Raw genomic sequence first — 22,724 nt, 5'->3', positions numbered from 1 at the left:
GGCCAGGCGCTTTGTGCATTTTTATGCATGCCTTTTACGTGTCATAAACGTATGCTACACACACTGACGAAAGAGGTAAATAGATATATGAAAGCAGTAGGAGTAACATCATTCGGTGGACCCGAGGCACTGCAGGTGGTGGAGTTGCCAGAGCCACATGCGGGGAATGGCGAGGTGCGTATTCGCGTGTATGCCGCGGCGGTGAATCCGACCGATACGGCGTTCCGCGCGGGTCTACAGGCGACGCGACTGGAAGGACGCCCGGGACCTTATATTCCCGGCATGGATGCAGCGGGCGTAATCGATGAGTTGGGTCCCGGCGCCGATGGTCGTCTGAAGATCGGTGATCGCGTGGTGGCGCTGATAGTACCGAGCGGGCCGCATGGAGGTGCGTACGCCGAGCAAGTCGTTGTGCCCGCCGCCTCGGTCGTGCACGCACCAGCCGGCGTAGACTTCCCGGCTGCCTCGACGCTGCTGATGAACGCGATGACCGCGCGCCTGGCGCTCGATGCACTGGCGCTGCAGCCGGGACAACTGCTGGCGGTTACGGGGGCGGCGGGTGCCTTCGGCGGCTACGTTATTCAGTTGGGCAAGGCTGATGGTCTGAAGGTGATCGCGGACACCGCGCCGTCTGACGAGCAACTGGTGCGCTCACTGGGCGCGGACTACGTGCTTGAACGCGGCGATACATTCGCGTCACTTGTGCGTTCAATGGTTCCTGAGGGTGTGCCCGGCCTGGCCGACGGCGCCGTGCTCAACGGACGCGCGCTACCCGCGATCGCCGATGGCGGTGGACTGGCAGTGATCCGCGGCTGGGAGGGTCCGAGCGAGCGCAATATCACGATCCACAGGATCATGGTGATGAGTGCCGCGACCAATACCGCGGCGCTCGAAAAGCTGGTGCGCCAGGTCGAGGATCACACGCTGACACTGCGCGTGGCCGATGTGTTGCCTGCCGAGCAGGCCCCGGAGGCGCATCGCCGCTTCGAGGCCGGTGGCGTACGGGGACGCCTGGTGCTAGAATTCCGTTCCTGAGGATCTCCGAAGGATCTCCGACACAAATCTGTCGGAGATCAATAAGAAGCAGAGGTGCATGATCATGTGATGTCGCGCCATTTTATGAGCGAGAGGTTTGGCTTAAAAATCGCCTCGACGCGCTTTTCAAGCTGATGATGGGCAATTTATCAGATACAAAAGCGCCATGATATCGAAGAAATGATAACCCTATGTGTTTTCCTTCACGCTGGAGAGCGTGATCGTCGGTTGTTTGCTGGGAGCTGAGGAGTCGAGAATACTCAGTGTCGGTGTTAGAATAATCTCCTGTTGTGTTTGCTCGCTCGGATTCTGCAAACGCTGGAAAAGCCGCAACGCCGCCGTTGCACCAAGTTCGTAGACAGGTTGGGTCACCATTGTAAGTGAAATAGAGCGGAGAGCTGTCCAGGGCATGGCATCATAGCCGATGAGTGCTATATCATCCGGTACCCGCAGACCGTGATGATGGAGTGCATCTAATGCTCCGATCGTCATCGTGTTGTTGCCTACAAAGAGTGCATCGATACGAGGATGTAATGCCAGCAATTCATTTGTTGCTTGTCTTCCACTCTCCTCCTTAAAGGAACCAAACTTTTCAAGTGCGGGATCGTGAGCAATCCCAGCCTCTTCCAGTGCCTGCCGATATCCTACCAGGCGTTCATATCCTGTAGAGAGCGTCTTTGGCCCTAAGATCGTGCCGATTCGCTGGTATCCATTAGTGATCAGGTGTGTCACCGCTTCGCGCGCCCCTCGTACATTATCGACCAGCACTGCATCAATATTCTTGCTTTTGATGCGCCTGTCTACTGCTACTATGGGGATGTTGCGTTCACGAAAGAGCTCTAGACCATTCAGTTTTTCACGTGTCGGTACAACAATAAGTCCGGCCACGCGCTCGTCATAGAGAATCTCCAGGTAGCGCTGTTCTCGTTGAGAGTCCTCGTCCGAGTTGCACAATAGCACACTATAGCCGTTGCGCAATGCCACATCCTCAACACCCTTAATGAGATCCATAAAAAAGATGTTCTGGATATCAGATATGAGTAGTCCAATGATAGTTGAATAATTGGCACGCAGCGAACGCGCGGCTCGGCTTGGTCGATACCCTAGTTCTTCGATAGCTAGCAGGACCCGCTCTGTCAGCTTGTTATTCACACGTGCTGTACCATTCAGCACACGTGATACCGTCGAAATAGAGACGCCTGCCCGTCTCGCTACTTCCTGAATGTTCGCCATAATCTTCGGCCATCTCTTCTTTCTTGGCGCATCTCACCGACTGCTCTCTATAATTTGAAAATATTTTTGAAAATAATTTCAAAGGGTAATTACATAAATTTATACAGATTGTGGCATCCTTTTAAGTATACGGTTGTGGAAGTTATTTGTCAATTTGCCTTGTGTTAGCAGGCATTTTTATATTCAACAGTGTTAGAAGTGTTACGGGGTTTGGTAATACTTAATCTCTTGACAAGTGCATTTTTACCGGGTAGACTTGCATTTATGAAAATGATTTCATAGATGTCAAAACATTCACTGCACGGATTGATAATCCACGACGTTCAATCATCGGTAACTTTAGTTCACAGTTGACTAAGGAGGCACGATATGTTGTCGCGAGAATCCGTTAAAAGTGTCCTTGTTAGTGTTTTTCTCATTATGGGTGTATTGCTTGTAGGATGTGGTGGTACTGCTCAGCAACCTGGTTCTACGAGTAACGGACCGGTGACGCTGACCTGGTCCATGTGGACTGCGTCAAACCCGGAGGTCCAGGCCTGGGAGTATGACGCAGCATTGGTAACCAAAAAGTATCCCAACATCCACATCAAGTTCCAGACAACCACGTTTGCGAACTACTGGACAAAGCTTGAGAGTGAAGCTGCCAGCGGTACCATGCCGGACATTATCTCCTTGCAAAGCCAGCACACGCCTGGTTTTGCCTCTAACTTCCTTCCTCTGGGTTCGTACATCAAGCAGAACAACTTTGATATTTCTGCGTTCGACTCGACGATCATCAAAGGCCTTACCTTCCAGAACGAAGTACGCGCACTTCCTTACGACTTCGGGCCACTTGTCATCTTCTACAACAGAGACATGTTTAAGAAGTACAATATCCCTGAGCCAACCAATGGCTGGACATACGCGCAGTTCTTCGCTGATGCTCAGAAGATGTCGCATGGCAATGATCATGGCTTTATCGCTAATCCCTCCCTTGATAGTGTGTTACCATTCGTCCTTTCCGATGGTGGGCAATATCTCACATCCGATGGCAAATTGACCCTGGATAATCCGCAATTCGCGCGTACATATCAGGAGTATGCGAAGCTCGCATACCAATATCATGCCTCACCCACCCTCTCAGTAACGGAATCCAACAACGCAGCTTTCCTCTGGGCGGCTGGCAACATTGGTATGACCGTGGATGGACCCTGGGACCTCATCAACTTTAAGTCATCGGCCAAGTTTTCTATCGGTATCGCTCCCATGCCTGCCCTGAGCAAGGGCCAGATCACGGTTACAGCCGGTTCCGGTTTCGGCATCTCGAACACAACCAAAAATGCTGATGCCGCCTGGAAGGCTATCAGCGTCCTGACCGGTCCTGATGCTGAGCAGTACCTGGCAAGCTCCGGCCGCGCTTTTTCCGCCCGCACTGCTGAGCAGCAATACTGGTACAAAAACGCGGTTCCTGGAGCAGAATCGACGTTGACCTATGCAAACGCACACGCTGTACCGGAAGTGACGACGGCCAGCTGGAACCAGGCTCAAACGCTCTTTCAACAGTATGGTGTGAAAGTCATCGCAGGTCAGCAAACGGCTGCCTCTGCTCTCTCAACTATTCAACAACAGGTTGGCAACTCATAATGCTCAATGGAGGCCCTTGCTGCCTACTGGTAGTCGGGGCCTTCACGCGTTCGGACCCCCATTATTTCATTGGTGCGCCCTGTGAGATGTTTTCCATCGGTGGGTCTGTGCGCGTCAATCAACATCATCTACACCACCACGTCGCGAGGGAAAAATGAGCATCAAAAAAACTGATCATGTCCAGGTTGCTCTCGAAGAGGTAGAGTCCCTCGGGCAGCATATTCCTTCTCGAAACCAGCAGCTTGTCCGTCGTGCGCAGTGGAGAAATACGGGTATCGCTTACCTCTTTCTCGCTCCTAATATTGTCGGTTTCCTGGTCTTTACCCTGTTTTCCCTGGTTGCTGCTTTTGGGCTCAGTTTCTTCAGATGGACCCTACTTACTCCTCCTGAGTTTACTGGCTTGAGTAACTATGTGGAGTTATTCACAGTCGATCCTGTGTTCCACCAGTTGCTCATCAATACGCTCTACTTTGTGTTCGGCTATGTGCCTTTGAACATGATTGTTTCATTAGGGATGGCCGTCTGGCTAGCGGGACCGATTCACTTTAAAAACGTGTTCCGTATCATCATGTTTATGCCTGTTCTGACTCCGGCTGTCGGCGTTGCGCTAGTCTGGTTGCTGATGTACGATCAGTCTGGCATCATCAACCAGACCCTGCTCGCTGTCTTCCACGTTCATGGTCCGAACTGGTTGGCTTCCAGTGCATGGGCAATGCCTGCCGTGATTATTATGTCGCTGTGGTACAATTTTGGCTATAATATGCTCGTCTTCTCTGCTGGCATACAGAATATTCCGCAGCATTTCTATGAAGCGGCCGCTATCGATGGCGCGACACGTTGGAACCTCTTCCGGCACATCACCATACCCCTGCTCTCTCCTTCTCTGTTCTTTGGCCTGGTTCTGACGCTTATCAGCTCATTTCAGGTTTTTGACCAGGTTTACATCTTAACCGGGGGGGGGCCAGGGATCGATACAACGACGCTCGTTCTTTATGCGTATCAGAATGGCTTTCAATACTACAAAATGGGGTATGCCGCGACAGTTTCGACGATGATCTTTTTGCTTATCCTGGTAGTCACATTATTTCAGTTCACTCTACAGAGGAAGTGGGTGCATTATGAAGTATGAGCCGTTAGCAAAGAGGCCAACTGCACGTTTCCCGCTAGGGAGTATCATTTCTCACACCCTGTTGATCATTGTCTCACTCGTGGTATTGTTCCCTTTCATATGGATGTTGGATACAGCCCTCAAGCCCAATGCTCAGGTGTATCAGTTTCCACCGACACTGTTACCGAACCCCATCCAGTTGGGCAACTTCGTGGCCGTGTGGACCTACCTCCCTTTTGGACATTTTATTCTCAACTCTCTGTTCGTAGCGATAACGGGCACGATTCTGGTTATGATTACCTCTAGTCTGGCCGCGTATGCCTTCGCCCGTCTCACGTTTCCTGGTCGTGATGGCATCTTCTTCGTCTATGTGGGTACGCTGCTGATCCCCCAGGCAGTTCTGGTCATTCCTGAATTCCTGATCATGCGCTATCTCGGTTGGATCAATTCGTACCAGGCGCTGATAGTTCCGGGGGCGTTCACCGCATTTGGAACCTTCCTGATGCGCCAGTTCTTCAAAACGATCCCCCTCGAATTGGAGGAGTCTGCCTTAATCGATGGTGCCTCGCGCTTCCGCATTCTCTGGAATATCATTCTGCCCTTATCCAGATCCGCCCTGGGTGTTTTAGGCCTCTTTACCTTCATCTCTTTCTGGAATAACTTCCTCTGGCCTCTCATTGTCATTAATACCGAAGATGTCATCACCATTCCTCTCGGCCTACAGATGTTTCAGGGCCAGCATGGCACAGAGTGGAGCTATATGATGGCTGGCGCGACAATCTCAGTCTTGCCTGGCATTATTCTCGTGCTCTTCCTCCAGCGCTATCTGGTGCAAGGCATTACGTTGACAGGTATCGGTGGTCGATAAAGCACCCTGTTTTTTCATTATTTGTAGGGCGATCCCTTGTGGTTGCCCGTAAAAAGGAGTGTTCAATGACTATTGCAAAGGCGAAGGAAACAATTCAACAGGTAATTGCTGCTGGTCCCTTTGACAGAACCTGGGAGTCACTGAAAGGGTATACCACCCCGGCGTGGTACGAAGATGCCAAGTTTGGCATCTTTATCCACTGGGGAGTTTACTCGGTGCCCGCCTTCCATAACGAATGGTATCCTCGCAATATGTATATTCAGGGTTCTCCCGACTTCAAGCATCACGTGGAGACCTATGGTCCGCAGGCTACATCTGGCTATAAAGATTTCATACCTTTGTTTACGGCTGAACATTTCGATCCTCAGCACTGGGCCAATCTATTTAAGCGCGCTGGCGCGCAGTTCGTGATGCCCGTGGCTGAGCATCATGATGGTTTTGCTATGTACGACTGCTCTTTTTCTGAGTGGAAGGCTACAAATATGGGGCCAAGCGCGATATCATTGGTGAACTAGCGGCTGCTGTGCGTGAGCAGTTTATGATCTTTGGTCTCTCCAGCCATCGTGCGGAGCACTGGTGGTTCTTCAATGGTGGCATGGCCTTCGATTCCGATGTCCAGGATCCTCGCTATGCGGGACTCTACGCGCCAGCGCAGCCCGAAACGCTTCCGCCTAACGAAGAGTTCCTCGATGACTGGCTGGCGCGCACCTGCGAACTGGTTGATGCCTATCAACCTCAGATCGTCTGGTTTGACTGGTGGATCGAGCAGCCCATCTTTGAGCCGTACCGCCAGCGTTTTGCGGCGTACTACTATAACCGGGGCGCACAGTGGGATCGTGGTGTCGCCATCAACTATAAACATGATGCCTTTCCCCTGGGCAGCGCGATTTTCGATATCGAGCGTGGTCAGGCTGCGGCTATACGCCCCTATTTCTGGCAGACCGATACTTCAGTGGCAAAGACGTCCTGGGGGTATGTGCAGAATCAGGATTACAAGACGGTGAATAACCTGGTTGGTGATCTGGTAGATATCGTGAGTAAGAATGGTGCGCTCTTGCTCAATATCGGTCCCCGGCCCGACGGTACTATTCCCGAGGCCGAAGAAGAACTTCTGCTAGGCATTGGACGATGGCTGAACGTCAATGGCGAGGCCATATATGGTACCCGACCCTGGAAGGTCTTTGGTGAAGGTCCCACGCAGGTTGTCGAAGGGAGCTTCAACGATACGAAGCGCCAATCTTTCACCAGCCAGGATTTGCGTTTCACAACCCACGGTGATACGTTGTACGCCATCGCACTGGCGTGGCCCGAGGACGGGCGAGTAACGATCAAATCACTTGCCAGTGATATTCCACTCTTCCCCCAGACCGTTGCGAGGGTTGAATTGCTGGGTGTGGGCGAGCCGCTCCAGTGGTCCCGTGACACCAACGGTTTAACCATCACGTTGCCGTCGTCTAAACCTGGTGAGCATGCCTTCGCATTTCGCATCACACCTGAGAAGGAAGCGTAGATCAAACCTCATCTGACGGAAGCAAGTGCTCGTTGCCAGCAAGGAGTTCCCATGGATCCCTCTTATTCTACCAAAGCGGGCACGATGCATCCGCATCTCACATTTGACCTTCCAGATATGCAGATCTTCGAATAACATCGCTCGCAAGGAGAATACTCTATGCAACGTTATGGACAAGTTATCAAGGTCAAACCAGAAGCTGTCACTGAATATGAACACCTGCATGCCAATGTATGGTCCGGTGTGCTCTCCACCATCTACGACTGCAATATCCGCAACTACTCCATTTTCCGCTATGACACCTGGCTCTTCTCCTATTTCGAATATGTTGGGAACGACTTCGCCGCCGACATGCAGAAGATGGCGGCTGACCCCATCACTCAGAAATGGTGGACCTACACCGATGCAATGCAGGAACCCGTCCCCTTACATAAGGAAGGTGACTGGTGGACCATGATGAAAGAAGTCTTCCACACTGAATAATGGAACATCAATGGTGTCTATGGAATCAGACTCCCGGCGGGTCCCCGTCGTTTTGATGCCGAGAGGCAGGTTGCTCCAATACGAGACCTGCCTCTCTTTTTTGCGGAGAGAAACGCGCCAAGAAAAAGGGGCATGTTCACGTAGGTGCTGGGCTTGCCCCAGCTTTGCCGCGAAGCGGCTCCGTGCCCGGGCGCGTGTGTTCATTTCCAAACATCACCTTCACAACGAGCGTTGCATCACCAGACAGGCTCATCAATGTCTTAGCGTCCGTTTTTTGGGAAAAGGAAAACGCCTTTGGGCAACGTGGGCGCCCGGGAGCGGGCCGCTTCGCGGCAAAGCTGGGGCAAGCCCAGCACCTACGCGAGCCTTTTCGCTTTTCTTCCTCGATGCACAAATGTCAATGACACCCGGAAACGCCTATTGACTAGTATTTGACCTATTAAATAGTGTATACTCCTTATGGAAACGCCTATTGATTAGTATCTGACCTATTAGATAGTGTTATACTCCTTCTATGGGAATTACATCTCAGCCCAAAGAGGGAAAATGTCCCTATCACTCACGAGCGCGTCAACGGCAGGCCGAGGAAACGCGCCGACGCATCCTCGCAGCAGCAGTTTCGCTATTCGAGTGCCGTGGCTATGCAGCGACAACGCTGGAAGCCATCGCCGAGATCGCTGAAGTCTCGCCAAAAACGATTGCAGCCGTGTTTGGCTCCAAGCGCGTGCTTCTGGCTGAAGTGATCAACCCCGATGCTTTTAGCATACGTGTCCAGCAACTTATCGAAGAACTTCGCGCTACGCCGGACCCATCATGGCAGCTTTCGCTCGTGACTCAGATCACTCGCCAGGTCTACGAGCCGCTTGTCAGCGAACTGGAATTGCCTGGCTGGCGCAGCTCTTGATCCAAAATCTGCTTGCGTCCCGATGATGGATGAAACCGTGCTCAAGCCGAATGCGTAATCGTGCCTCCCGGTGGATCGGGTAGTTCTTTTCGGAAATCTTCCCGCCGCTCTGGTAATCCTGAAAGAAAGAGGCGAGGAAACCACTAACGAGTCCAGAAAGGGATTTTCTCATGGATCTATCTAACACCCAGTCCAATGCTGATCCCGTCTATCGCAAGCTCCACCGCGCGTGCTTGGCTGCATGCATTGTTCTGGCGCCACTAATTGTATTTCTGGGATTTGCTTTCGATCCTACAGGTGGCGTGCCACCTGCGCCTGGTGGAATCTTTGCTGCCTATCAGGTGGCAAGTCCTCTCAAGATCCAGTTATTTCTTTTCTTTAATGCCATAACTCCGTACTTTTTCCCTCTGAGCTTCCTTGGCCTGGGGCTACTCGCCGTGAGGCGCTCACCCTGGCTCGCAACCATTGGCATGGTATGCGGGTTAGTGGGGACACTCACCTGGGGCGTTTTCGTGTGGCCGGAAGCTTTGGGCGACGCTATGACGAAGATAGGCAGTCGCACCACCTTCATAGAGGTGTGGAATGGCGTCTCCTCCGAAGGGGTGATCGTCTTCCTTCAATATAGTTGGGTCGTCGGCCATCTGCTTGGGTATGTGCTTCTCGGCATCGCGCTCGGTCGCGCTCGGGTTGTTCCTCTCTGGGCAGCCTGTCTCATCGTTGCTGCGATCCCCTTCCAGGCGGTCGCCTACACTGCGAATCAAGGTATTTTTCAGCTTCTCAGCTATGCCCTGATCTTCATTGGCAGTGTGCCCGCCGCCCTCGCCATGCTGAAGTTGAGAGACAGGCAAGTGTTGATGCCTCTGGGTGAGGAACCAGCACCAACAACCTGAGTTCCCCGTGCAAACACTCATGCATCGTGCTCTTCTGGGTGCTCCTCCACCATTTTTTCTTTCGTTTTTCTATTTCTTTCTTTCTTTATCGTCAAATGCTTGGGGTCTTGCCAGTGGCATCGAGAGTGGGTAAGACCCAAGACATTCGACAAATGACACTTATTAATGTAAATCCTCAACAGACCCACTGCCGTAGAGAAAGAGATACGAAAAGTGGCAAGAAAACTGGTGCTCATCTGTTTTCTTGCCACTTTTCGCCGTTCCTGTTCTGCAACACGTACGAGACAATCTGGATCACTGTGGTAGCCCACAGTCGTTGAGCCTGCCTGGATGGCTGTCAACGAACTGGAGGTGATCTCCTACCTCAATTGCTGTCGAGATTTCCTGAGGAAGTCATGTAACACTCTCTGAGGAATATGCTGCCAGCCAGAGGAGATCCAGATGGGTTTGCCATGCCTCCAATGCTTACCCCACGACAAAATCATCTCCATAGCCAGGTGCCGAAGCGGAAAACATAAAGAGATAGATTGTGGCACTCGTGGAATTTGGTCCGGTGGTAAACGAAACAGTGGCTTGCGTATACGTAGTACTCGTAATCCCCTGTTTGTTTTCGGTCCCGTTAGAGTCAAAGCCTTTCACCCCGATGTAGATTGTATCGCCTGGATTGGTAACTTTTGCCCATCCCGTGAGTGTGTAGGTGGTATTTGGGCTCAACCCATTGATAACCTGTTCAGTACCCTCAATGGCAGAACTGGTACCAAGCTGAGCCGCGTAGGTACCACTGTGCGCATTCGTTGCTACAACCGAAGATGAGCCATAGTTGGTCCAGGAACTGAACGAACCGCTTTCAAACCCCGGGTTACTGACCCGGTTGTTGTTATATGCTTCCACGACACTATCAAAGATGTTGGTTGAGTTGGACCAGGTGCGGAAGCCGATCTGTCCCGCGTTAGTTGGCAAGGCAGGAATAGACCCGCTATATTTTTGCACATAGTCAATCGTAATTGTTATGTTCGATCCGTTGAAGCCTATCTCGAATGTATGCCAGGTTCCTGAGGACAGTGAAAGGTTAAAGAGAGGAGCATACGTATTCGCATTTTGATATCCAACGACGCCATTATCGTAGTAGATCATCGCGAAATTACTGTTCGAGGTATAACGGAAGATTGCCCCCAAACGTGACCCTGAAACAGGGTTGACGGTAAAGCTCAAGTCTCCATCCGCAACGTTGGGAGCATTGGTATCGATCCCCCGTATTTCTGAACCATCATTCACCGTCCCGACGAGGGTATCGCCACTTTGAGACCAGCTTGAATTGCCAGGTTGGTAAACGGTTTGCCAGCCTGCTAAACCTCCATCGAAATTATTGGTATAGGTACTATTGTATGCGCCTGTCGGAAAGTTTCTCTGCCAGCCTGGATTCGCATCGTTAACCGAAACCGGCGCATAATAAGGAGTAAATCCAGAGAAGGTGGTCGAGCCACTACCAAAGGTGACAGTCATATACTTTGTCTGACCGTCAGCATCATTAGAGGCTGAGTACAGCCTGAAACTCTGACCGATGGTATAGCGATCCCATGTCGTAGGATCGATAGGCCAGTTATACCATTGCAGGCGCCCGGTGGCAAAAGCTTCGCGTGGAGTCCAGTTCTGGGTGTTTAAGTCCGTCGCCGTGGATATGAAGGCACCGAAGTTTCCAATGGCAACGTATTTGTGGAGATAGGTGTCGTAAAACACAGTTGAACTGTCCTCATTGGTAAACACATCGCTATCACGCCCGCCCAGACCGGGTTGAGTCCAGCTATTGTTGTACCATTTTTCCCAACACCCCGGAGCCATTTTGGCACTGATCGGACAGCGAGCAACACGCATTGATTGATAACGGACATCCTGGGTAGTATCTACCCAGGCATGCATGTAGTAGATATAAAAGTATCCACTCGCGGTATCCACAAAGAGCTTCTGATCGCCGTCACCAAAGTCGATATATCCATTGGGATAATCGCTCTGGTTATAGGAGTTATCACTGGTCAGGATATCTCCCTGATCGTGCCAGGTTGCTCCATGGTCAGTCGAGGTTGCCATGTCTATTCTACGAAAATGGTTGAAGTTTCCCGAACCGTAGTGAAATTCGATGTGAACGGTTGCATACCAGGTAGAGCCATCGCTCCACATGCCACCGAACCAGTAACGGTCATCGCCATAGGGCTTGTTAAACGAGGAGTCCAGGACACCATTTGACTGCTCAACCAGGTTGTCCATCGTCGTACCTTCAAGACGATGGACAATATTTTCACCGCTGCTATAAATCACCCAGAGATTTGAGCCATCGTGGAGAACGCCCGGATCGAGATCCTCATTGTTCATCTGGGTAAAGGGCGTATCGGATCCCAGAGACCAGGTAAAGTTGGCCGCGTGAGCAGTATGCTGCTCAGGTAAAAAGACAGCAATTGCACCGACGGTCATGCATACAAGTGCGACAAGTAAAAAGTGACGACAAATGCGGCTGCGCTTGTGCGTAGTCATAAGAAACCTCCATGTTCCTAATGCGGCTAAAACGCTGGGGCACAACAATCCCAAAATTCTCGAAAAACGAGGAGAGATCAGCCATAATTTCTCCTCGCGGAAAGATTCATCCTTTGAGTCCAGAGGTCACGATTGCGCTTACAAAGTAGCGTTGAGCAAAGAAGAACAGAATGATCACCGGGATGACGTAGAGAACGGCCCCTGCTGCAATCACATTATTGAGTGGAAAGCCGTTGATATTGGTGTAGCCCTGGCTCATCGCAACGGCCAGCGTCGTGTTGTTTTGACTCAAAAACAGCGAGGGAGTGATATAGTCTCCCCAGACTGAGGTGAAGGAGAGAATCGCAGCGGTGGCAATCGATGGAAGAGAAAGGGGCAGAAAAATCTGCAAAAAGATCCGAAAATAGCCACAGCCATCGAGAATCGCCGCCTCTTCCAGTTCAACAGGGATACTGGAAAAAAACTGGCGAAATAAAAAAGAAAGGAAGGGCGAACTTCCCAAACCCCAGAGAATCCAGGGCCAGTAGGTGTTAATCAAGCCGATATGAGCGAAAAGGACATATGTGGGGATGACAGTCAGGATTTGTGGCAACATCAGAGTTGAGAGCATAACTAGAAAAAGATGGCGCACCACGGGCGTCGTCTTGGGCGATCGGAACTACTGGCTTCCAGACCTGCAAGCGTTTTTGCGTAGCAAAGGGATTCTCTTGCAAGCCCCGTTCCGCAAAGCGCATTCTCCCAAGGCCGTACCCTATCAAAGCTTGGTGCTGGGACGGGTTCGGTATTGCATTGACACGGTCTTTGGGCAACTGACCGATCGGTGCAAGATCAAACAGGTCTGGGCACGAGATCTGTGGCATTTGCGCAATCGCTTGTCGCGATGCATTTTGATGCACAGCATGTGCTTTTTGCTCAATCAGCAACAGGAGGTTCCTCCTCTTCACTTCGATCAATTGGCCGCTTAAGAAAACTTGCACATGGCGTTACTTAATGCTCGTAGACGGGCTCTTCGGGGTAGCCATCAGAAAGCCGCCTTCGCACAGATGGTGAGCGCAGCCGGTTTCACTGTTCTGCGTTCGCAACCGCGCAGCATCGGCTGGTGTCAGCACCTACCAGCCGCGCTCAGACATTTGTTTAGATGCTCTCTGAGCAGAATCTGCTCCGGCATCTCCCCTGGTGACAACGCCATGTGCGTCCGCCCTCCTCCACCCACGCCGTCTCTGTGATTCTCAAACGGAATCAGTGCATCGTCCCGCGTCCAGGGCGCCCAGCATCATCGAACTTGCTGCGTGTGCTCAGGCGCATGCTGAACAGGAAGATCACGAGTGCCAGCAGGCACGAGGCAGCGCCAATCCAGCCAAGGTGCGTGACCGGGACTGCTCGCAATGCAAGACCACCGATGGCAGCCCCTCCGGCAATGCCTAAGTAGAGAGCCGAGTTGTTGAGCGCGAGGATGACGTTGGCGTGTTCGGGCGCGATGCTCAGCAGGCGATGTTGCTGCGGGATAAAGATAAGCCCAATCAAGGCACCCCACAGAAAAAGGATCAGGAAGCTTCCGATGAATGTGGTCGTGATCAGTGCCAGCACTGTCTCGATAATGATCAGTGCAATCAGGCTGATCAGCAGTGGGCGTTGCGCACCGAAGCGGTCGGCCAGGTGTCCCCCCGACCAGCTACCAGCGACGACGCCGAGGCCGTAGGCAACGAACAGGCTACTGGTATCGCTGATGTGCAGGTTGTGCTGCAAGATCACGGCGACATAAGTATAGATGACATAGGCTCCTATGTTCCAGAACAGCGCTGCCAGGAGAGCCATCATGATGACAGGCTGACCTATGGGCGCCAGGCGTGCACGTAGTGAGAGCTGTGCAGTAGCCGCTATCTGCGGCAGTTTAAAGACGAGCAGTGTGAGAAACGCTATCCCCGATAGCAGCACGATCAGCCCGAAGGAGAAGCGCCAGCCCAGATGGTTCCCGACCCATGTTCCCAGCGGGACGCCGAACGCCGTAGCTACTGTTATCCCCATGACGACCAACGCCAACGCCTGCCCACGCTTCTCTGGTGGTGCCAGAGCGATACCCACCGTATAGGCAAGCGGGGCATAGCTCGCAGCGAAGCATCCTGTCAGGATACGCGTGATCAGGAGCAGGGGGAAATTCGGGGCAATGGCTGAGCCCAGATTCGACAGGCAAAAGAGGCCGAGCGCGACGATCAGCACGCGTGTTGGTGACCAGCGAGCGGTCAGCACAGCCAGCAGTGGTGCTCCCAGGCCATAGACCAGCGAGAAGGCCGTGACCAATTGTCCAGCCAGCGCCTCCTGCACTCCAGTTTCGTGTGCGATGACGGGAAGCACGCCTGCGATGACAAAGGCATCGGTCCCCAACGCAAACATCCCGAGCGCCAGGAGAAAGATACGCGGATTGATCCTGTCTGCAGGCGCTTCCACAGGGGATTTGGTATGTATCGACATCGTAAGAAAGAGTTCCTTTCATGAAAAGCATAGATAATTCACCTTAAATTTCGCTATCGTTGCAAGGCCCTTGTGCGCAGAACTGGTGGTCCTGAAAGGCATCATACAAAAGCCGCCGTGAGCTACCAAAGGAGTCATTGAATCAGGCCGAAGGTCCTTTGAATTCAAAACGGGCCTTGTGAACGTTCACGAACGTTCGATCACATTGCAAGCTTTGCAACGCATTATCCTCCCTGTGTGAACCACCGCAGAGGTCGTGGCGTGCGGACCGTTTGGTTTTCCAAAGGTAACATAGCTCAGGGTGACGCGTCGTAAGGATGACTGTATTTCATATCATAAGTAGTTTTCCTTTTGTTTCGGAGTGACTGGCGCTCCGCCTTGTGAGTGAGAGGCTCATAGGGGCCTCCCGATCATTTTTTATACCGGTCAGGTATGTGCTCTCTTGAATGAATCACGAGATATTGTGAATGCTGCGGCTGACGGAGGGTGGAACGCCAAAGGTGCGCTGCCAGAGGCGGCGGAAGTGGCGTGCGTCCTCGAAGCCGCATTTGTGCGCAACCTCTTCGATGCTCAGACCAGGGTCGTGCAGAAACGTGGTGGCCAGTTCGAGCTGCAGGCGCTGATGATATTGTACCGGGGTCAGACCGGTGGCCTCTTTAAAGCTACGTGTAAGGCTGCGTACACTGAGATGGACAGTGTCGGCGAGCGTTTGCAGCGAGATCGATCCTGTGATGTGGTTGATCAGGTAGTCCTGGGCTTGATGCACGGCGGGGTCCAGATGGGTGCGGTACTGCAGATAGATGCTGTCCTGCGATTGTGAGCCGTTGCGCCGCACATAAACCACGAGATAACGTGCGACCTGGGCGGTGAAGAGGGGACCGTGTCGCTGCTCCAGAAGTGAGAGCGCCATGTCGATGCCCGAAGCGATACCGGCACTGGTAGTGACGCGCCTGTCCTGCACGAAGAGGGCACTGTCGAGGACACGTGCGCGCGGATAGTGTTCCTGCAGGGCAGCGAGAGATGCCCAATGCGTGGTACAACGACGACCGTCGAGCAGGCCAGCCTCGCCAAGGGCGAAGGCGCCGGTGCAGACGGAGGCGATGGGGCTGCCGCCATCATAGGCCTGGCGCAGCCAGTGGATGATCGACGGATCCCAAAACCCTCTCCTCGATTTCTCGCTACCGAGCTTCAGACCTGGCACGATCACCAGATCGTCTGGCTGGATGGGTTCGAGCGGCTGGAGATGGGCAAAGCTCAGTCCTTGCGCGCTGCACACCTCTGGTCGATGGGCGCAGAAGATCAGCCTGTAGGGCATGCCCAGCCGCGCTGCGGCGTCAAAAACCTGTGCTGGTCCCGCCAGGTCCAGCAGGTTGACCTGTGGCAGCACCAGGAAAAGCACGCGCTGCTCCCGCGTCTTTAACACGCCCGCGTGCTGGATAGTCGTCAGAAACGAATCGAAGACCGGCATGGCTCTCTTTCTCCTTTGCACTTGTGGATCTCCTTCCATGGTTGGATGGGGTTGGACCAGGATCAATCAACCACCTGTTGATACTATAGCCCGCTGCGAAGGTAGTGCCAATGGTCGATGAAGCCAGAAAGCGGACGGATCTGGCCATCTGGTGATTGCGCTGCATCTTCGAACTCATTTCGGATGGGGCCTTTCGACGCTTCCTCATTCTAGCCTTTGTCTGATTGATTTCTTTTGACGGAATCAATGTGATACGTCACGCCACGGCGCCGGGTGAGCTGTTGAAAATTTAGGCATTGTCCAGCCGGCGCTGAATCATACGATTGCTCGCCTGGAGGAGGAGCTAGGTGTGCCTTTGTTTGATCGTGTAGGAAGAAATATTCGCCTGAATCACTTTGGTCGTGCGTATATTCAGCATGTCGACCGTATCTTTGAGGAACTTGTGCAGGGGAAACGTGAAATCAACGATCTTGCCCAGGGCAGACAAGGAGAGATTGAATTGGGGATGAGTGTGGCAACACATCTGCTTCCCGACTTGCTCAGTGCCTTTCTCAAAGATCACCAGGCCATTCATTTCCAACTCTCACAACATGAAGCCAGGACGGTTGCGAACATCGCGTTCCAACTCACGAAGGGAACGTGTGACTTATATATCTCATCTCCTCCTCTCCAACAACCAGGGGTCACCAGTGTCACGTTATTGACAGAGGACATTTTCCTGGCAGTTCCTCCAACACATCCATTGGCGAAGCGTTCCCATATTCATCTTCAAGAGGTTGCCGACGAAGCATTTATCAGCCTGAAGGCAGGTCATAGTTTGCGTGCCTTGACCGATACTTTCTGTCAACAGGCGGGTTTTCGTCCCAAGATTCTTTTTGAGAGTGATGAGCCTTCAACGATCAGAGGACTCATCAGGGCAGAACAAGGGGTTGCTTTTGCGCCTGCGATTTCCTGGCAAGGGTCGGTTGGTCCAGCAGTAATTCACGTGCCCATTTCGGAACCGAAATGTCAACGGCTGATTGGACTCTCCTGGAACACTGATCGTTCCCTTTCGCTGGCAGTTCGGCAGTTCCGCGAGTTTGTCATCGATTACTTTGCTTGCCTCCAATCCAGTTCCTCCAATGCTGGCAAAAAATGAGTCATTGAGCTTTCACCACTTTTTGAATACATTTTGCCCACGAGATGTGCAACGAGATGCGGGTTTGGCTTATGATCTCCCATCAAGAGGTTGCAGACAACGCCTGTTCTAACTTTGAAGCGGTTGCAGGGGAAGCGGCATAGACTTTCACACGGAGATCGGAAGAAAAAGAGGCCTGAAAGGTCACATGGTCAAATTCCAGGAGACCGAGCGCCGGGTGGATCATGGATCGGGGTCCATCGGGCAACCCTCGTACATCCTGTTGCTCCCACCATTCCCGAAATAATGGGCTCATGTCCTGCAAATCATGGAGTAATTCTTCAAACGAAGCATCGCCCGGATAGCGGGCGTAATCGGCACGAAATTGGGCCACCAGATTGCGCATCTGCACCTCCCAGTCAAGATCGAGCGGGCGTCCTTGCAGCTGCAAGTAGCGCCAGACTACATTGAGCGAGTGCGGTGGAAAGGGTTCATCAAAGCGAAAGAGCAGGCCAGCCGCCCGATTCCAGAAGAGAACGTCCCAGCGCCGCCCGATCACAAAGGCTGGATAAGGAGTCAGCGCGTCCACCGTGCGCCGTAATGCCAGTGGAACCTCTTCTTCCTCTGCTGGCGTTTTCGCTGGCAGGGTGTGACCTGAAAGCCTGAACAGATGCTGCTCCTCTGCAGGCGTGAGCCTGAGCGCCTGCGCTATGCTTTCCAGAACGGACATTGAGGGATGAACCTCCTGTCCCTGCTCCAGCAAGGTATACCAGGAGACCCCGATATTCGCCAATTCCGCCACGTCTTCGCGCCGCAGCCCTGGCGTTCGGCGCCTGCTGCGTGCTGGTAATCCTACCTCTGCTTGAGAGAGCCGGGCGCGGCGGGTGCGCAAGAAGGCCGCGAGCGCTTGTCGGCGTTCTCGTTCTGTCTCTTCCATCTGTTCCATCTCCTTATCCTACTACTCGCAATCATACGATCACGAGAGGTTGGTTATCTGCTTCTCTCTCAAGCATACTAAGCATGTCGTATCCAGGTCAAGTGAAACGTGCGAAGAGACCTGGCAATGCCTCTCTTTCGACAGTAAGAGAGAAGTTTTCATCCACAAGGAGTCAAATGATCATGAAAACCATTCTTGTCACTGGTGCAACTGGTAAGGTTGGGAGCCATTTTGTACCCGTCTGTTGCAACGCGAACATACCGTGCGTCTTCTCGTTCGCCGAGCGGAGCAGGCTGAGGCTTTCCGCAAGCTGGGAGCTGAGGTGATCGTGGGAGATCTCAGCCAGTCAGAGAGCCTCACTTCGGCTGTTACGGGAGTCCAGACCGTCGTTCATCTGGCGGCCTTCTTCCGGGGAACTGACCAGGAGCGAATCAGAACGACCAATGAGGAAGGTGCTCTGGCTCTGGCGAACGCCTCCCTTTCCGCAGGAGTTGAGCGTTTTGTCTTCACCAGCACGAACCTGGTCTATGGTCCGGGTCGTGGTCGGCCTGTGCGCGAAGATGACCTCCTCCAGCCAGCATCCACCTATCCGCAGACCAAGGCCGCAGCTGAACAGGCGCTACAGGAACTGTATCGCACGCGAGGGTTGGGAGTGCGTATCCTGCGTCTGGGTTTTGTCTATGGAGAAGGAGATCCGCATGTGGCCGAGTTCTTGCCACTCACGCAATCGTGGCATCCGGCAAAACGGCTGCATATGGTGCATCATGCCGATGTCTCGCAGGCATTACTGCGTGCTGTTGCCACCTCTGGGATCGATGGCCAGATCTACAATGTTGCTGATGATGCACCCATGAGTCTCGCAGAGTTGCGGCACCTGAATGGCCTGCCGGAAGGTGCAAGTGACGCAGCAGCTCCCCTCAACGATCCGTGGGAAGGGATCGTTGATATCCTTCGCATCCGAGATGAACTGGGTTTCCGCCCCTTCTATCCTTCGTATTATGCTGCTAGAGATGCAGGCGTGCTTTAATGCCGTTGCCAGTGAGAGACGGACTTGTCTCTTACTGGCAACAAGATGTTTCCACATCGCGTGGGAGGGACCCACGGGATGCGCACGAGATTTGTAACTGAGCCAGAGAGACGAGCGGAATGCACAAAGCACGCTTGCGTCGAAACTAGGATCAGACAACCCTAGCCCCATCACATATTTCCAGTCGATGCGACCACGGACAACATCGGCCGTTTGTCGGTTGGGAAGTTTTTCTATGAATTGGAGCACTGTAATCAATGCCAGCTGTCACGGAGCCTCAACCGTCCGACCGTTCTGAGGAAAGAGCGAGGCAAATGACTGATCCTGATAAATGATTCCAAGCGCATCGCGCATGCTCATGAGCGTGTTTCCGTGCGGATAGGCAGCGCAAGCGACACGGATGGTTTCTTCTGGGATAGTACAGTTGGTTTGAGGGTGTCATGTCATCTTCTGGCTCCTGTTCTCGTGAACATGCTTTCCGTGGGCCATGTGCCCTTTCTATCCTAACAAGCTCAGACAATACTGGACCCAGAAGTTTGCCAGCAGTGTCAAAAGTGGTTCAAGCTCACAGATAATTTGCCGACGATTGGCTCCAAGGTAATTGGTGGCGAACTGCAGTTTCCATTCAATTGGAGAAAGAATATCGATGAATAACGTGCACTGCACCCTCCGTCCAGATGTACCGCTCCTCCATACCGATGCCGGCCTGCAGGATGACGTGAATGAACCGATGTACGTTGAGCAGTCACTCCTGCAGATGTTCTCACAAAATGGCCAGATCCGTCCGCTTCCTGGCTTGATCGACCATTGGTGTTCCCTGCGCAGTGGGCTATCGTATCAACAGGTGGTTGATTGATCCTGGTCCAACCATCCAAGCATGGGAAGAGATCCGCACGTAGACTATTGTCCTCCCCATGAATTTGAGCAGTGCTACTATCAAGGCCTGCTTTGTTGAAAGCTCTGCTGGAGTGCTCTTTTGGGTTCAGTCCACACAGAGAAAGGATACAAGCCTGCAATGACTACCTATACCGTACCAACTCGCACTATCTTCTCATTTCCGATCGGTTATCATCACTTGTATTCAGATGAAAGCGTCAACTTTCAACTGAACCGCTTCTATAACTGGGTCGGTGATCCTGCTATGCTTGACGAAATGCGTGCCGTCTCGGCTGGCATCAGCGACTACCCAACGTTCCAGCGCATCTTTATCAACCTGGGCGAAAAATACCTGGCTCTGGGTGAAACGCTCAAAGGCGCTAACTATCTTCGCCTGGCCGAGTTCTTTCTTTCTGTTCATGATGAGCGGAAACAGCCAATTCGACGGCGCTTTATTCAACTTGTACGGGACCACTATGGAGTGACACCTGAGAATCATAGCCAGATCCCCTTCGCAGATGGCTGGCTCTCGGCCTATCGCTTTACCCCCGCACATCCTAAAGGAACGATTGTGGTCTTCGGCGGCTTTGATAGTTACATCGAAGAGTGGTTCCTGGCCAGCTTTGCCTTTGAGCAGGCTGGCTACGATGTGGTCCTCTTCGAGGGTCCTGGTCAGGGCACCCCACTGGAAGATGCCGGGCTCACCTTTACGCCCGCCTGGGATACCGTTGTCAAAGCAGTACTGGATTATTACCAGCTCTCTGACGTGACGTTGATGGGTTTCTCCATGGGGGGTGGCCTGGTTGTGCGTTCTGCTGCCTATGAAAAACGCGTTCAGCGCATCATCTCCTACGGCATCATGACCAGCTTTCTAGACGTTCAGTTGCGCGTCTTTTTAGAGCCTGTGCGTGCGCAGATCCTAAATTGGTTAAACAGTGGCAACGCTGATGCCCTCAACTCCTTTATCCAGGAAGCCCAGAAAAAGAGCCTCCTGCTGGAGTGGGCGATGGAGCAAGCCATGCACACATTCGGCCAGCAGACTCCCTATGGTGTCTTTGCGGCGCTTCAAGCCTATGAGACCGCCTCGGTTTCTCCACTGGTCACGCAAGATGTTCTGCTTCTCCATGGAACCAAAGACCACTTCATTCCAACGCATCAGTTCGTTGATCAGATTGCTCTGTTGACCAATGCTCGCTCCTTGACTGCTCGCGCATTTACTGAGTATGAACAGGCGCAGAACCACTGTCAGGCCGGCAACTATGGGCTGGCTCTCCGCGAAATCCTGACCTGGCTTGACGCTTTGCAGAAACGCGATGCAGAGCTTGCGGAAACACGCTAGATATGCTCTTTCGGACAACATGCTCTGGCGAGGCCTGAATATCTCAGGCCTCATCATGAAACACTTGCGGGTCCCAGTTTGCCACCGTTGGGGTAAAATTGCATACCATTATGCACATTTAGCGCGGCGTTGGTTTTCGGATAAGATGTTAGTCAGAAATTCAAAGTCTAGAAAGGAACACAATGGCGACACCACCTTTGAGGTTTTTCAAGAAAGGGGCTTGAGATGAGAGCCAGGATCCCATCAACCGGAGGCACTTCCAACCTTTCTCGTAGAGTAAAGTCTGTGCACAGGCTTTGGAACCATATTCAAGGAGAATATCATGATATCTGACACTATGCCACACGTGAAGCTGACCACGATCGCCGAGTTTCCTCAGGGATTCATGCTGGAGAACATCGCTGTACGGAGGGACAACTCGATGCTTGTCACCGTTCCGAGTCACCGTGGACTCTGGTTTATTCCTTCACTCGCTACGGCCATCCCGGTTGAACCTCTGAAACTGTCTACCTTTGCCACACTCCCAACCGGCATCGTCGAGACAGAACCCGACGTCTTCTACATTTCGACGGGCAAGTTTTACAACACGGACGAAGCGTTTCTGGAGCGACTGGATCTGCGCGGCTGGACGCCCGGCATGGCGGTGCAGTTGGAGCAGGTGTTGCAATTCCCTAAGAACGTGCGTGGCCTCAACGGCAGTTGCCTCTTCGCGCCCAACGTCATTCTGCTGGCGGACTCGTTCGCCGGACTGATCTGGAGAGTCGATCTGCCCAGCGATGGTGGAACTCCAGTCGCACGTGTCTGGTTGCAGCATGAGAGCATGGGATACTATCGGGGTCAGATGAAGCCTGAGCAGCCCGGCATCAACGGCATCCGCTACGCAGCAAAGTTGGGCTATATCTACTACACGGCGACCGCCAAGAAGCTATTCATGCGCGTGCGGGTCAACTCTGAGACGCTGGAGGCGATCGGCGAGCCTGAGCATGTTTCGGTGGGACGCATGGCAGACGACTTCTGGATCGACGAAGAGGCCGGAGTGGCCTATCTGACCACGCACCGGGAAAACACCCTCGACCGCGTCTCGCTGGAGCCGTCCAAAAACGACGCACGTATCATCATTGCAGGTGAGCCGTTCAATACAGAACTGGTGGGACCCACCAGCGGCGCGTGGGGTCGGCAGGTCGGTGAGACTGGCCACATCGCCTATGTCGCCACCGATGGCGGCACCGTCTCGCCGCCGGCCGACGGAGTGCGCCGTTCGGCAAAGGTGCTGCGTATAGAGGTGCCGCAGGTTCTGCAGTAGTAACGCCA

Annotated in this window: 19 protein-coding genes and 3 pseudogenes; 15 read left to right on the top strand and 7 right to left on the bottom strand. The window is 52.9% G+C overall.

The annotated features are described in order from the left end of the window. Positions 1-87 precede the first annotated feature (87 nt). A complete protein-coding gene (locus tag EL645_RS27045) occupies positions 88-1,035 on the top strand; it encodes an NADP-dependent oxidoreductase (protein WP_126554452.1) in 948 nt (315 codons plus the stop codon). Between the two features lie 189 nt (positions 1,036-1,224). Here EL645_RS27045 and EL645_RS27040 read toward each other — a convergent pair whose 3' ends face one another. After that, positions 1,225-2,268: a LacI family DNA-binding transcriptional regulator gene (locus tag EL645_RS27040; protein ID WP_126554450.1), complete on the bottom strand. Its 1,044-nt coding sequence runs from the start codon at positions 2,266-2,268 to the stop codon at positions 1,225-1,227. 369 nt (positions 2,269-2,637) lie between these two features. Here EL645_RS27040 and EL645_RS27035 point away from each other — a divergent pair, with 369 nt between their 5' ends. The 8 genes and pseudogenes from EL645_RS27035 to EL645_RS27005 all read left to right on the top strand — a co-directional run bounded on the left by EL645_RS27035 (position 2,638) and on the right by EL645_RS27005 (position 9,654). Next, positions 2,638-3,891 carry an ABC transporter substrate-binding protein gene (locus EL645_RS27035; RefSeq protein ID WP_126554448.1) on the top strand — a complete coding sequence of 418 codons (1,254 nt, stop codon included), beginning with the start codon at positions 2,638-2,640 and terminating at the stop codon, positions 3,889-3,891. Positions 3,892-4,045: 154 nt separating this feature from the next. After that, positions 4,046-5,020, top strand: coding sequence for a carbohydrate ABC transporter permease (locus EL645_RS27030; protein WP_126554446.1), 975 nt, complete (start codon positions 4,046-4,048; stop codon positions 5,018-5,020). Next, positions 5,010-5,867: a carbohydrate ABC transporter permease gene (locus tag EL645_RS27025; protein WP_126554444.1), complete on the top strand. Its 858-nt coding sequence runs from the start codon at positions 5,010-5,012 to the stop codon at positions 5,865-5,867. Before EL645_RS27030 ends, EL645_RS27025 begins: the two co-directional genes overlap by 11 nt. A gap of 65 nt (positions 5,868-5,932) precedes the next feature. After that, positions 5,933-6,957 (top strand): annotated as a pseudogene (locus EL645_RS45820) (alpha-L-fucosidase); the annotation flags it as partial. Positions 6,958-7,122: 165 nt separating this feature from the next. Beyond that, on the top strand, positions 7,123-7,377 hold the full coding sequence (locus EL645_RS45815) for an alpha-L-fucosidase C-terminal domain-containing protein (protein WP_371865823.1): 255 nt from the start codon (positions 7,123-7,125) through the stop codon (positions 7,375-7,377). A gap of 159 nt (positions 7,378-7,536) precedes the next feature. Continuing rightward, positions 7,537-7,860 (top strand): L-rhamnose mutarotase, encoded by a 324-nt coding sequence (locus EL645_RS27015; RefSeq protein ID WP_126554442.1) that lies wholly within the window; start codon positions 7,537-7,539, stop codon positions 7,858-7,860. A gap of 514 nt (positions 7,861-8,374) precedes the next feature. After that, positions 8,375-8,764: a TetR/AcrR family transcriptional regulator gene (locus EL645_RS27010; RefSeq protein WP_126554440.1), complete on the top strand. Its 390-nt coding sequence runs from the start codon at positions 8,375-8,377 to the stop codon at positions 8,762-8,764. A gap of 170 nt (positions 8,765-8,934) precedes the next feature. After that, a complete protein-coding gene (locus tag EL645_RS27005) occupies positions 8,935-9,654 on the top strand; it encodes a hypothetical protein (protein WP_126554439.1) in 720 nt (239 codons plus the stop codon). Between the two features lie 465 nt (positions 9,655-10,119). On the opposite strand, the gene EL645_RS27000 is transcribed toward EL645_RS27005, so the two are convergent. Together EL645_RS27000 and EL645_RS26995 are read right to left on the bottom strand one after the other, a co-directional pair. Beyond that, positions 10,120-12,180 (bottom strand): carbohydrate binding domain-containing protein, encoded by a 2,061-nt coding sequence (locus EL645_RS27000; protein WP_126554437.1) that lies wholly within the window; start codon positions 12,178-12,180, stop codon positions 10,120-10,122. A gap of 106 nt (positions 12,181-12,286) precedes the next feature. After that, on the bottom strand, positions 12,287-12,790 hold the full coding sequence (locus EL645_RS26995) for a carbohydrate ABC transporter permease (RefSeq protein WP_126554435.1): 504 nt from the start codon (positions 12,788-12,790) through the stop codon (positions 12,287-12,289). Positions 12,791-12,809: 19 nt separating this feature from the next. Here EL645_RS26995 and EL645_RS26990 point away from each other — a divergent pair. After that, positions 12,810-13,145: pseudogene (locus EL645_RS26990) on the top strand (IS982 family transposase); the annotation flags it as partial. A 274-nt stretch (positions 13,146-13,419) separates the two neighbouring features. Here EL645_RS26990 and EL645_RS26985 read toward each other — a convergent pair. Both EL645_RS26985 and EL645_RS26980 read right to left on the bottom strand, forming a co-directional pair. Further along, positions 13,420-14,649: an MFS transporter gene (locus EL645_RS26985; RefSeq protein ID WP_126554431.1), complete on the bottom strand. Its 1,230-nt coding sequence runs from the start codon at positions 14,647-14,649 to the stop codon at positions 13,420-13,422. 451 nt (positions 14,650-15,100) lie between these two features. Further along, entirely contained in the window at positions 15,101-16,117 is a 1,017-nt protein-coding gene (locus EL645_RS26980; RefSeq protein ID WP_126554429.1) for a GlxA family transcriptional regulator, read from the bottom strand. Positions 16,118-16,412: 295 nt separating this feature from the next. Between EL645_RS26980 and EL645_RS26975 the strand changes: the two genes are divergently transcribed. Beyond that, entirely contained in the window at positions 16,413-17,255 is an 843-nt protein-coding gene (locus tag EL645_RS26975) for a LysR substrate-binding domain-containing protein (RefSeq protein ID WP_126554427.1), read from the top strand. Between the two features lie 82 nt (positions 17,256-17,337). On the opposite strand, the gene EL645_RS26970 is transcribed toward EL645_RS26975, so the two are convergent. Then, positions 17,338-18,171 (bottom strand): helix-turn-helix transcriptional regulator, encoded by an 834-nt coding sequence (locus EL645_RS26970; RefSeq protein WP_126554424.1) that lies wholly within the window; start codon positions 18,169-18,171, stop codon positions 17,338-17,340. A gap of 262 nt (positions 18,172-18,433) precedes the next feature. Between EL645_RS26970 and EL645_RS26965 the strand changes: the two genes are divergently transcribed. Beyond that, entirely contained in the window at positions 18,434-19,198 is a 765-nt protein-coding gene (locus tag EL645_RS26965) for an NAD-dependent epimerase/dehydratase family protein (RefSeq protein WP_218032078.1), read from the top strand. Positions 19,199-19,303: 105 nt separating this feature from the next. Here EL645_RS26965 and EL645_RS45810 read toward each other — a convergent pair. Continuing rightward, a pseudogene (locus tag EL645_RS45810) lies at positions 19,304-19,468 on the bottom strand (transposase); the annotation flags it as partial. A 376-nt stretch (positions 19,469-19,844) separates the two neighbouring features. Between EL645_RS45810 and EL645_RS26955 the strand changes: the two are divergent. The 3 genes from EL645_RS26955 (at position 19,845) to EL645_RS26945 (ending at position 22,716) form a co-directional block, all read left to right on the top strand. Further along, positions 19,845-20,054 (top strand): hypothetical protein, encoded by a 210-nt coding sequence (locus EL645_RS26955; RefSeq protein WP_126554422.1) that lies wholly within the window; start codon positions 19,845-19,847, stop codon positions 20,052-20,054. A 159-nt stretch (positions 20,055-20,213) separates the two neighbouring features. Continuing rightward, on the top strand, positions 20,214-21,413 hold the full coding sequence (locus EL645_RS26950) for an alpha/beta fold hydrolase (protein ID WP_126554420.1): 1,200 nt from the start codon (positions 20,214-20,216) through the stop codon (positions 21,411-21,413). Positions 21,414-21,735: 322 nt separating this feature from the next. Then, on the top strand, positions 21,736-22,716 hold the full coding sequence (locus EL645_RS26945; protein ID WP_218032077.1) for a hypothetical protein: 981 nt from the start codon (positions 21,736-21,738) through the stop codon (positions 22,714-22,716). The last annotated feature ends 8 nt before the right edge of the window (positions 22,717-22,724 follow it).

Origin of the sequence: Dictyobacter kobayashii, from assembly GCF_003967555.1 — a bacterium.
In the GTDB taxonomy this organism is placed as follows: domain Bacteria; phylum Chloroflexota; class Ktedonobacteria; order Ktedonobacterales; family Ktedonobacteraceae; genus Dictyobacter; species Dictyobacter kobayashii.
Note: the sequence above shows the minus strand (reverse complement) of the source record. Positions and strands in the feature narration are given on the sequence as shown.